Source organism: Novosphingobium guangzhouense, assembly GCF_002896965.1.
GTDB classification, from domain to species: domain Bacteria; phylum Pseudomonadota; class Alphaproteobacteria; order Sphingomonadales; family Sphingomonadaceae; genus Novosphingobium; species Novosphingobium guangzhouense.
Map to the genome: position 1 here is coordinate 1 of NZ_LYMM01000079.1, position 10,261 is coordinate 10,261.

A 10,261-nucleotide genomic window follows, 5' to 3' on the forward strand; every position below is an offset into this window, starting at 1 on the left:
TCGTTGGGAAATCGAACGCCTGCACAAGCGCGTCGGACGTTCGTGCAGGACGATAGCATCACGCCCGACGCGCTTGTGCAGGCGAGCGTGCCGGAATATTCAACCGCAAGACTCTCGTTATGACCGAGGGACCGCCGGGGGGCAGGTCAATAGACAGCTTGTCCAAGCTCATAGAAGCGCGCAGCCGCTTCGCGCATGGGGCGCAAACCGACATTTTCGATGATCCCCATTGCCTCGCGATCGTGCGGCAGGGGACGGCGCAGCAGCCCGGGAGCGTTACGTTGCTTGCCAACGGCGAGGAGACCCAAAAGGCGATTCCGCTCGGACCTGATCATGCGGGCCAGATTTATCGCGATTTTCTAGGGCATTGCCAAGAAGAGATTGCTGCGGACGAGCACGGTACGCTCATCGCTCGGGTCAATGGTGGCAGCGTCAGCGTCTGGGTACCCAGCGACGCTTTTTGAGTCGTGAACGGCTATGCGCAAGAATTTATGGCGCCCAATCCTTGACTATCGTGCCTTTTGAGATTCTGAACTGTAGCGCTTTACGAAAGCAAATTCTGCCCATTGTGAGCAAATCTCTCCATTAATTCATATTATTCGAGCCGTTGATCGGCGAGGCTTTGAGTTTTGAAATGCCAAGGCGGTTGCGATAGCCGATATACGGAAGCGCGACATCGAACGGGAAAATCAGTTTAGGACTAAGCTCGATCCGTTTCGCCAACGTCATCGGGGTCGTTCCTTGCTCAGGAGGGCGGCGCGGCGCGCTGCCGCAGGATCGGATAAGATATCGACCTGCGGCAGGCGGCGGCGCCAGTTGGGATGCTCGTCGATCGTGCCCGGCATGTTAGTCGCCTCGGCTTGTCCAAGCAGATCCTCCAACGGCACAATCGCCAGCTCGCATGAAGCGCACGCGACTTGCGAGACCACTTTGTCAACGACGGGCGCTGGCTCGTCGGGCTCAGGCCTGTCGAGCTCCGGCCAAAGTCGTACCCGATCGATGGAACGCTCAGCCTCGCTTTCACCCGCCCGGCCGAGACGCTGCCGCCACTCGATATCGGTGCCAGCCCACCAGCCCGCAATCGGAATGAGATCATGGGTGCTGGTCATTGCTACGGCCGCCGGGGTCCACTCCGCCGGATCGACAAAGCCGCCCTCGGAATCGCGCTCGAACGTTGTGAGCCGCATGCCAAGTAGGTTACGTGCTTGCATCTTGTCGCGCAACCCGTCAGGCACCGTGCCGAGATCCTCGGCAATTACGAGCGCATGATGGCGATGCGCTTCCAGAACCAGCAAGCGTACGAGATCGTTGAAAGGCTGTTGAAGATACACTCCGTCGCGCGGATCCGCTCCGTCCGGGATCAGCCAGAGCCGCTCGAGCCCGAGCGCATGATCGACCCGTATTCCACCCGCGAAACTTAAAGCCTTGCGCACCGTTCGTAAGAAGGGATCGAAATCGGTCTCGGCAAGCGCAGTGGGCGAGAAACCGGTGATACCCCAGCCTTGCCCATCAGCTTGGAACATATCCGGCGGAGCCCCCAGCGTCAGCCCCTCGAGCAGCTCCGAGCGCCGGCTCCAGCTGTGGCTACCACGGGGATGCAGACCGACGGCGAGGTCAGCGACGAGACGAATGGCCATCCCGGCGTTCTTCGCCGCCGTCTGCACACTGCGCATTCCTTCGTTCACCCGCCATTGCAGATAAATCTGGAAACGCACGGCGTCGCCGTACTCCTCGGTGAAGCGACGAACATCGGCAGTCCCGGGTTGTCGGAAGGAGTAGGGCCAACTCGACCAGTCCGCCGTCAAACCGCGCTGCGTGAAATGCACGCTCAGCGCATCGAACAGGGCGTGGTCCATGACCACGGAATCTTCCGCAAACCGATCGAACTCTGGGCTGCCAGCAAAACCGCGATACTCGGCGTGAAGGTGGGCAAGCCGAGCGGCCGCGGCAGACGGCCAGTCTATGAGATCGCCGGAGTTGGCTTCGTCATCCCGATCAGGAGCAGCGTAAAGCGGGTTCAACGTCTCGCGGTTCGAAGGCGCGTAAGGGCTGCAGCGGGCCGGATCGGCCACGAACAAGGCATGGACGGGATTGATCGCGGCCAGATGTGCACCCGAGCGCGCGGCGGACTGCACGAAATGGGTGAGTGCCGCGATGTCACCGAACCCCGCCTCGCGTTCCCCACGCAGGCTGTAGATTTGCACCGCCGGCCCCCAAGCCCTCTCAACCCCGGTTATCGTGCGGACATCGGGCGCAGCGGCCGGCGCTACGGCGAGCCGGACAACCCGATCTGCCGTCTCGATTCGGTGATAGCCCGGTGTGTCGAGCACAATGCCTGCCGCGACATCATACGCCTCGCCCGATTCCAACACGAGACGACCCGCTTCAAGAAGCGGATCGCCAGCGTCTAGCGTGAGGAAACTGCGTTGCTGCTGCGCATCCAATCGATACAGGTTTTCAACGCCATCTTGCTCTGTTTCGCATGGAAGCCCGAGCGAGCGCAGCGCGGCGCGCAGCGTCTCGGGAGCAACCTGACGCGTGCGGCCGTCCGCATCCTCCCAGGTAGCGAGGAGCCCGGCCTTGGCGGCGAGCCTCCCAAGCGCGTCGTCCCTTATCCCAGCCATGCTTGGAGCGATCCGGGCTCTGGAATGCCACACGGGCTGTTACCTCGGGCGAGGAAGGACGCACTCTTAGGGGCATTGACCGCGACGGGTTGCTTGTCCAGATTGAAAACGGGATGCAATTCTGCGCCCTTAGCTAGCCTGCGCCGGGTAAAACGCCTCTCATATGGATCAGGCGCCCAGATCGGAAATCGCGCTTGGCCAGACAAAGCGATACGGCAGGCGCAGTGCGCAGGACGATTTGCCGCCTCCGCAATCATCCTGGACGAGCCGGGATAGCGGTACTGAATGAGTTTGGTGCTAGGTCTGTGCATGCGCTGGGCCGACCGCAGTCCTCCATCCTTCACCCCCATCTGTTAAATGAGTTCATGCTGCTAACGCTTGAGGTTCGTTCCTTGCCTGACCGGTCCGCCGTGCTTTCGCCACTACATTTTGAATGTAATCCAGCTTTGCGACGATCGCATCGGACAAGTGGAAGGGGTAAAGGTCAGGCTGTCCCATCGAACGGTTGATCGCATTCATTGCGAATGAAAGCGGACCCATAGCGTCCGCGAGGTCACGGGTGTCAGCAGTAAATGGGTCGAAGTCCACCTCGACCTCGAGCCCCTCCGCATCTCCCGGCAACGCGGCAAGAGAAAGATCGAAGCTGCCTGCCGTCGCGACGACATCAATAATATGTAAATAATGCGCGAACGTCTCGGCAAAATCTTCCCAAGGATGTGACGTAGCGTAAAAGCTAACGAAATCATCGGTCCAGAGCTTCGAGCCATTGTCGTTGTAATGTGCTTGCAATGCTTGCTGATAATCGAGCCGCTCATCGCCGAAAACCTTTAGGAACGCCTCGAGTTGGAGCTCGTCGTGTTCGATTAGGCGAGACCAGTAATAATGCCCGACCTCGTGGCGAAAATGGCCAAGAAGCGTGCGGTAGGGCTCACCCATCGCGTTGCGCATGCGTTCACGCTCTGCGTCGTCTGCTTCGATGAGATTGAGAGTGATGATCCCGCCATCGTGGCCGGTATAGATCTGCGGACTACCTGCCTGCTCCGCAGCGGCATCGTACAGAAAGCTGAAGGCGAGGCCCTGCTTGCCGGCAGATTCCTCTGCCTTGCTTTCGAGCGGCAGCCCTAGCTTGATCAGAGTGTAGATCAGGCGCCGCTTTGCTGCTTCAATCTTCGCCCATCGCAAGGGGACAGATGGTTCTGACAAATCCGGAATGATCTGATTGTGACGACAAGCCTTGCACATCGTCGTGCCACAATCGGCCTCAACCAGCCAATTGCAAATCTGAAACGCATCATTGTTGGCGCAAACGACAACATCTGCCCCATTACCATGAGCGTCCCGCCATACCGTCGCGCCGTCGGCGAGGAACCGAAAGGCATCTATACCCGGGTCAAAACCCAAAGTTGCCTGACAACCCGGGCAGACTCGCACTTCGAAATGGTTGCGGCGGCGGCAGTTGGGGCAGGCGAACGCGCGCATAAGTCACTCGTCATCAGTGGAGATATGCTGCGTTCAACGCCGCGATGTGAGTTTTCGTTTCCAGCCTTTCTGGCAGGTGTTGCTCAAATCACGGGTTGGCATAGCTGCATAGCTGGACAAAAAGCTTTCTGAGCGCTTCTTCGTCACCAACCCAGTCAAGCAGGGTACCTGTCTTGGGCTGTTCCGGTTCCGACAAAATGCACATTTGCGTTAGCGGAGTTACCGTGATTACCCCATGCATTGACGGTCGCCTGATCGACCCTGTTCGCTGCCCCACCTGCCATGCGAGCCAGTTCCAAAAAACTGCTGGCGGCCTCCTGCGCAATGACGAGATCAGCGTCGCTACGAAAAGCCCTTGAGCTTCTCGGGGGTCTCCGTCGGCACAGCACCGCGCTTGCCACTGTCCATCTCGGATTTCTTTACCCATTCCAGCAGCGTGTGCCCGGAACACCCGATCTTCTCGGCCACTGATGTGATCAGCCGCCCAGCGAGAAGGATAATCCCCCTCGTGATCCAGTACCATCCGGATCGCCCGCTGCCGAACCTCACGGGCAAACTTGTTCGTCGTCTTGCTCATCGTAGACCCTCACTCTCAGGAGCTAGGGCCTCCGACAATCCCGGTGCGGTTCTAAGCCTATGCTGACTGCGAAGACGACCGCATCAGTTCATGGTCACCGACGCGAGGATCCTTATCCTCGAGGACAATCAGCAGGTCGTGGATTTCGCCGCCCACCTGCTGGCTGACGTAGGTTATAGAGCACGCCGGGCCGGAAACGCGCGCGAGGCGCTAGCCGTTCTTTAGGCCGAGCATGACGAGATCGACATCGTGTTCTCCGACGTCGTCATGCCCGGGATGGAGGGGGTAGAGCTATGCCGACGCATCCGGGCCCACTGGCCGGGCCCGACAGTGGTACTCACCAGCGGGTACAGCCACGTGCTTGCGGAAGACATGCGGCACGGATTTCCCCTTCTGCAAAAGCCCTATTCGCTCGACGACCTCGTGCGTGTGATGCGCGATGCTCATGCGCAGAACGGAAACGTCTTTTAGAACCGCGCCCGATAGAGCCTGAAGATGATCACGCTGCCGCGCGCAGCAGGGCCTCGCGCAGGCGGCTGGGGGAGCAGGGCTTTGAGTAGACCTGGGCGTCGGGATAGCGGGTCTTCAGCTGATTTTCGTCGGCATGGCCGGAACGGAAGATCAGCGGCACACCAGCGTCCCTGAGCACGTCGGCGGCAGGAAACACCTCGCCATCCGGTAAGCGAACATCGAGAATGGCACACGTCGGAAGTTGCCGCTCGATCGCGGCCAAGGTCCCCGCAAGCGTTCCGCATGTGCCCGCGACGGAATATCCAAGCGCTTGGACTGTGTCTTCCAGATCAAGTGCTACGAACAGTTCATCTTCAACAATCAGGACAGCGCAAGTCATCCAGCAATCACCGAGCCAGGCAATTCCATCCGCTGCACCAGTTTGCCGCTCTCCACGGTGCGCTCAATACTTGCACCGAGCTGACGGGCCGACGTGGCCACAAGCAACGTCCCAAATCCCTTGCCTTCCGTCACGTCGATCTCATTCTTGCCTGCTTCGATCCATTCCATCGAGATGGTCCGTTCGCGTAACGTCCATGTGATCGAAAGGCTGCCGGTTCGGGCGCCCAGCACGCCATATTTTGCCGCATTGGTCGTCCATTCGTGCAGGATCAGCGCCAGCGAGGAGAGCGAGGTGCGCGTGACGGTGACGTCAGGGCCATCGATTTTGATATTTGCTTGACCCGAATAAGGCGCAATCGTCGTCTCGATCAGGTCTCTCAATGATATCGGTTGCGGCTCGCCCGCCGGCGCGGCGAGCGAATGCGCGTTGCCAAGGGCTGAAATCCGCTCACGCAGGTCCAGCGACAGGCTCCGGACATCGTCGTGAGTTCGGCTCGCCGCAGCGATCATGCCGCTGACCACCGCAAAGAGGTTTTTGACGCGGTGGTTCATTTCGCGCAGCATCAGGCCGCGCGCATCGGCAAGCGCGTATTCTGCAGTGATGTCGATTGCGGCACCCACCATGCGCAGCGGGTTCGAACCTCCTATGGCGCGCCCGAAGCTTTTGAGATAGCGATCGGAAATAGCCCCGTCCTTGTCCTGCTGAGGCACGCGGAACGTCACAGCGAAGTCTTCCGCACCCGATGCAGCGCGGCGTAGGCCCTCCTCAACCGCAGCGCGGTCATCGCTGTGGATGCGCGAGAGCACGTCCGCCACCGTCACTTCGCCTTTGACCGGCAAGCCCAACTGGATGCGATTGGTGCTATCGGAAATGAGTTCGCCGGTCTTCTCGCAGTACTCCCAGACGCCGATGCCACCCGCCGTGATCGCAAGATCGAGTCGCTCGCGCTCGGCAGCAAGATCGCTTTCCATAAGCAGCGCTACGGTGATGTCGGTCAGAACCAGTGTGGCGCCGTCCACCCCTCCGTGCTGCGTACGATAGGGAAGCACGCGCAGCGCCAGCGTGCGTCCCCCTTCGCGCGTGTGGACCCGGCGCTGCAGAGATTCTCCGGTTTCGGCAACCCGAAGCGCATCGTCGAGATAGCCGTTATCGTCGAGCCGCGTCGCGACGTCTGCGAGCAGGCGCCCCCGGTCGGTGGGGCGCAGCGGAAAGATACCGGTCGCGGCCTCGGTGAAGCTCCGGATGCGCAGGTTGCGGTCGAGAACGATCACGGCAAGGTCGGTAGATTCAAAGAAGTTGCGCAGGTCAGAATTTGCGACGGTAAGCTGGTCGACCTTGCTCTTGAGCTCGTCGTTGACGGTGGACAATTCCTCGTTCGTCGACTGAAGCTCCTCGTTCATCGACATCATTTCTTCGTTGGAACTCTTGAGTTCTTCGTTGGCCGTCTCCAGCTCCTCGACTGCCGTCCGCAGCTTGTGGCGGGTGAGGCGCAATTCCTCTTCCAGCGCCTCCATGTGATCGTCGCCGTCCTCGATCTCCGTGGCATCATGCTCATCGAAGGGGCGGAATGGCGCGCGGTCGCGGAATACGAGCAGAAGCGTGCCATCGGGCAGCGGCTCGCAAACCGCTTCGATCGGCTGCAGGCCGTAGTCCGACTTGACCTCAACTTCCCGCGCGACGGTGCGCTTCTTGCCGTTACGCGCCTGGCGCACAAGCGGCCCCAGCACGTCGCGAAGTCCAGGCTTTGCGAGTGAAATGGCGTTAGCGCCGCCGGTACGGGTTACGGGAAAGTCGAAGTAGCGGCTCAGCTTCCCGTACGCAGCCAGTACCGCGCCGTCCTGGTTCAGCACCATTGAAGGCGGTGCGTAGAGTTCTGTCAGCCGCTGGATGGCGATCTCACTCTCTGCGGCCCTGCGTCCGCCCTCCACCCGGCTCGACACCTGACGCTGCCGCTGGGTATTTCGGTCGCTGGCGGGAAGATCGATCGGATAGCTTGGGCTGCCGGCGCCCCGTTCGAAGATGCGGGCGTGATGATCGACGGGCGGGAATAAATGATCGAAACGGCCGATGCTCTCCGACGGACCAAGGAACAGGTAGCCGCCGGGCCGGATCGCGTAATGCAGGATCGGCATGACGGACTGTTGTAGGCGGTCATCGAAGTAGATCAGAAGGTTACGGCAGGATACCAGGTCTATGCGGGAAAACGGCGGATCCTTGACTACGCTGTGATTGGAAAATCGAATGAGATCGCGGATCTGGTTCGCGATCGAGAAGCGTTCGCCGTGCGGGTTCGTCCATCGTTCGCGCAAGGGGCTGGGAATGTCGGCAAGCGCGGAAGCAGGATAGCTACCCTCGCGCGCGATCTGCAGCATCTGCTCATCAATGTCGGTCGCGAAAATCTGCACCGGGTTGGCGAACCCGTTCTCGCGTGCGGCATCGGCGAAGAGCATGGCCAGCGTATAGGCTTCCTCGCCGCTGGAGCAGCCCGGCACCCAGACGCGAACTTCATCGTCGGTCTCGCGGTCGCGCAAGAGCGGGATGATGACCTTGGATCGCAACGCCTCGAACATCTCGGGATCGCGGAAGAAGCGCGTGACGTTGATCAGCAGGTCGCGAAACAGCGCCTCACATTCGGCAGGATCGATGCGTACGCGGTCCAGATAGGATCGCGCTGACGCAATGGACAGCACGTGCATCCGCCTTTCCACGCGCCGCACGAGCGTTGAGCGCTTGTAGCCGGAGAAGTCGTGCCCCACCGCCGAACGCAGGGTTCCACACAGGTCATCAACATGATCGGCGACAAGTTCAGCCTGCTGCTCGCGAGGCTCGCCGCTGCGACGTCCGAAGAATGCGGAAAGGCAGTCAATAATGTCCGCCGGCCGCTTGACGTAATCCACCAGACCAGTGCCAACTGCCGAGACCGGCATGCCGTCGTAGCGCGCCGTTTCAGGTTGCTGGACGACGCAGACGCCGCCATGCTCCTTGATGGCGCGCAGGCCCGTGGATCCATCGGCCCCGGTTCCCGATAGGATGACGCAGGCTGCATTCGCCTGCTGGTCTGTCGCCAGAGAGATAAAGAAGTCGTCGATCGGCCGACGCAGCCCTCGCGGTTGGGCGAACTCGGTCAGTTGCAGCCTGCCGTCCTGCAGGACCAGCCCCCGACCGGGCGGAATGATGTACACCCGATCGGGCAACAAAGTTTCGCCGCCCTCGCATTGCAAGACATCGAGCGGGCAGGCCCGGTCGAGCAACTGCGCGAGCATGCTTTCGTAATTCGGATCGAGATGCTGGACGATCACGAACGCCATGTTGGTGGGTAAGCGCGCAGCCGACAGCATCTCACGTAGCGCTTCAAGCCCACCGGCCGAAGCACCAATGCCCACTACCGGCACCGCTATCGGAGACGTGCCCTCAGACCGCAACGCCATATCATCAGGCTTGTCGTTTCCGCTCAAAGGATCGAACTCTCGTCGAGGTTGGCGAGGGTCAGTTTGGCCTGCGCAATGATCGCGGCCGAATTGGCAATCGTGGTCAAGGTGCCCTCGACGATGACGCCGCTTTCCGCGGCGACGGGGCTTAACCGGGTCAGCGTTTGGCTCAGTTCCTGATCATAACCCTGAAGACGCTCTGGCTGGGCCCTGCTGACGTCGAACTGCGACGCAAAGATATACCGTGTCTCGCCGGCGAGTGACCTGAGCCGGGACATGTAAAGCAGGTTGACGAAAGGCGTTCCGTCCTTGCGGAAGTTTAGGATCGGGGTGCGAACGTTGGGAGACAGGTCGTCGTCCAGAAAGGCGCGCAGCTTGGCCCGAGCTTCACTCTCGTCGGCATCGCGCTGGAGCACGCGGCAGTTGTGCCCGATCAATTCCGACGATGCGTAACCGGTCAGTTCCACAAATCTGCGGTTCACCAGCGCCAGCGGGTGGTCTCGGTCAGGGAGAGCGAGAGCAAGCGCTATCGGCGAATTCTCGAAAAACGTCTTGAGCTCGTCGGGTACGCTCAGGTTCTGCACTTCGATGTCTCCTGCAAGCGTCGCTTGCAATTTGTCTCTCATCAACCCATCGGTCCGATCAGGCTGCGCAGCCGTATGTGCCTGATTTTTGCAATAGTGTCACGGGCCTGCATCCAGGGTGATCGGACCGGCGGACGCACGCAACCTATCGCATCCTTAGTCTATCGCTCGCTGTGGCGCGTCGGAAATATCGGTCCTCGCACAGCCATTCGCGCGGCATCGAACGGTCGCTGGAGCGAGCGGACTTCATCGTACGACCCTCTCAGCCATACATCGACATCGCTCGGTTCGAGGATCGTCACCATCGCCTTGGGATGGATCGGCTCGACGAGCGAATTGGCATCACACGTGACCATCGCGAAGGCATTGCCAGCCTCGGTCGGCTGCCAGAACCCGGCAACCGCGAACACCGGCTGATCGATCACCGAAAACCACATCTCGCCCTTCAATGGCGGCTTACCGTCGCCAAGGTCATGCTTGTCCGGCGTGAACTCGCAGAACTCGGTCAGCGGCACCACGCAGCGGTTCTCGGGACGCTCGGCGAGCCGTCGCCATTTTGGCAGCGCAAGGTTGCGCACGTTGGTCATCGGCCAGGCGGCTTTGCCGCCAAGGACATCCCAGCTCATGACGTCCCAGCCGAACATGTTGCCCTGTTCGCGCATCACATAGGCCCGCCCCCGGGGGCGCAGTTCCTGCGGATCGAAGCGATTGTCGCG

9 protein-coding genes and 1 pseudogene are annotated in these 10,261 nt (G+C 60.6%); 2 read left to right on the top strand and 8 right to left on the bottom strand.

The window, feature by feature from the left end:
- The first annotated feature begins 158 nt into the window (after positions 1–158).
- A complete protein-coding gene (locus A8V01_RS24330; RefSeq protein ID WP_146037375.1) occupies positions 159–464 on the top strand; it encodes a hypothetical protein in 306 nt (101 codons plus the stop codon).
- 121 nt (positions 465–585) lie between these two features.
- Here A8V01_RS24330 and A8V01_RS28815 read toward each other — a convergent pair whose 3' ends face one another.
- The 4 genes and pseudogenes from A8V01_RS28815 to A8V01_RS29435 form a co-directional block, all read right to left on the bottom strand.
- A complete protein-coding gene (locus tag A8V01_RS28815) occupies positions 586–729 on the bottom strand; it encodes a hypothetical protein (protein ID WP_170066050.1) in 144 nt (47 codons plus the stop codon).
- Positions 726–2,624 carry a 4-alpha-glucanotransferase gene (locus tag A8V01_RS24335; protein WP_103098851.1) on the bottom strand — a complete coding sequence of 633 codons (1,899 nt, stop codon included), beginning with the start codon at positions 2,622–2,624 and terminating at the stop codon, positions 726–728. Before A8V01_RS24335 ends, A8V01_RS28815 begins: the two co-directional genes overlap by 4 nt.
- Before the next feature lie 363 nt (positions 2,625–2,987).
- Positions 2,988–4,103 (bottom strand): zinc-binding metallopeptidase family protein, encoded by a 1,116-nt coding sequence (locus A8V01_RS24340; protein ID WP_103098852.1) that lies wholly within the window; start codon positions 4,101–4,103, stop codon positions 2,988–2,990.
- A 354-nt stretch (positions 4,104–4,457) separates the two neighbouring features.
- A pseudogene (locus tag A8V01_RS29435) lies at positions 4,458–4,680 on the bottom strand (IS3 family transposase); the annotation flags it as partial.
- A gap of 240 nt (positions 4,681–4,920) precedes the next feature.
- On the opposite strand from A8V01_RS29435, the gene A8V01_RS29440 reads away from it, so the two are divergent.
- Positions 4,921–5,151 carry a response regulator gene (locus A8V01_RS29440; protein WP_281256532.1) on the top strand — a complete coding sequence of 77 codons (231 nt, stop codon included), beginning with the start codon at positions 4,921–4,923 and terminating at the stop codon, positions 5,149–5,151.
- A gap of 28 nt (positions 5,152–5,179) precedes the next feature.
- Here A8V01_RS29440 and A8V01_RS24355 read toward each other — a convergent pair whose 3' ends face one another.
- The 4 genes from A8V01_RS24355 to A8V01_RS24370 form a co-directional block, all read right to left on the bottom strand.
- The gene (locus A8V01_RS24355) at positions 5,180–5,530 is read right to left on the bottom strand and encodes a response regulator (protein WP_103098854.1); all 351 of its coding nucleotides are present in this window, start codon (positions 5,528–5,530) and stop codon (positions 5,180–5,182) included.
- Positions 5,527–8,961, bottom strand: coding sequence for a chemotaxis protein CheB (locus tag A8V01_RS24360; RefSeq protein WP_103098855.1), 3,435 nt, complete (start codon positions 8,959–8,961; stop codon positions 5,527–5,529). The genes A8V01_RS24355 and A8V01_RS24360 overlap by 4 nt, the downstream gene beginning before the upstream one ends.
- Before the next feature lie 23 nt (positions 8,962–8,984).
- The gene (locus A8V01_RS24365; RefSeq protein ID WP_103098856.1) at positions 8,985–9,587 is read right to left on the bottom strand and encodes a PAS domain-containing protein; all 603 of its coding nucleotides are present in this window, start codon (positions 9,585–9,587) and stop codon (positions 8,985–8,987) included.
- Between the two features lie 119 nt (positions 9,588–9,706).
- A partial coding sequence (locus A8V01_RS24370; RefSeq protein WP_103098857.1) for an SOS response-associated peptidase family protein occupies positions 9,707–10,261 on the bottom strand: 555 nt, incomplete at its 5' end.

Excerpts from the sequence above, each read along its gene's own strand:
- A8V01_RS28815 (WP_170066050.1), bottom strand. The coding sequence starts at position 729 with ATGACGTTGGCGAAACGGATCGAGCTTAGTCCTAAACTGATTTTCCCG.
- A8V01_RS24335 (WP_103098851.1), bottom strand. The coding sequence starts at position 2,624 with ATGGCTGGGATAAGGGACGACGCGCTTGGGAGGCTCGCCGCCAAGGCC.
- A8V01_RS24340 (WP_103098852.1), bottom strand. The coding sequence starts at position 4,103 with ATGCGCGCGTTCGCCTGCCCCAACTGCCGCCGCCGCAACCATTTCGAA.
- A8V01_RS24355 (WP_103098854.1), bottom strand. The coding sequence starts at position 5,530 with ATGACTTGCGCTGTCCTGATTGTTGAAGATGAACTGTTCGTAGCACTT.
- A8V01_RS24360 (WP_103098855.1), bottom strand. The coding sequence starts at position 8,961 with ATGGCGTTGCGGTCTGAGGGCACGTCTCCGATAGCGGTGCCGGTAGTG.
- A8V01_RS24365 (WP_103098856.1), bottom strand. The coding sequence starts at position 9,587 with ATGAGAGACAAATTGCAAGCGACGCTTGCAGGAGACATCGAAGTGCAG.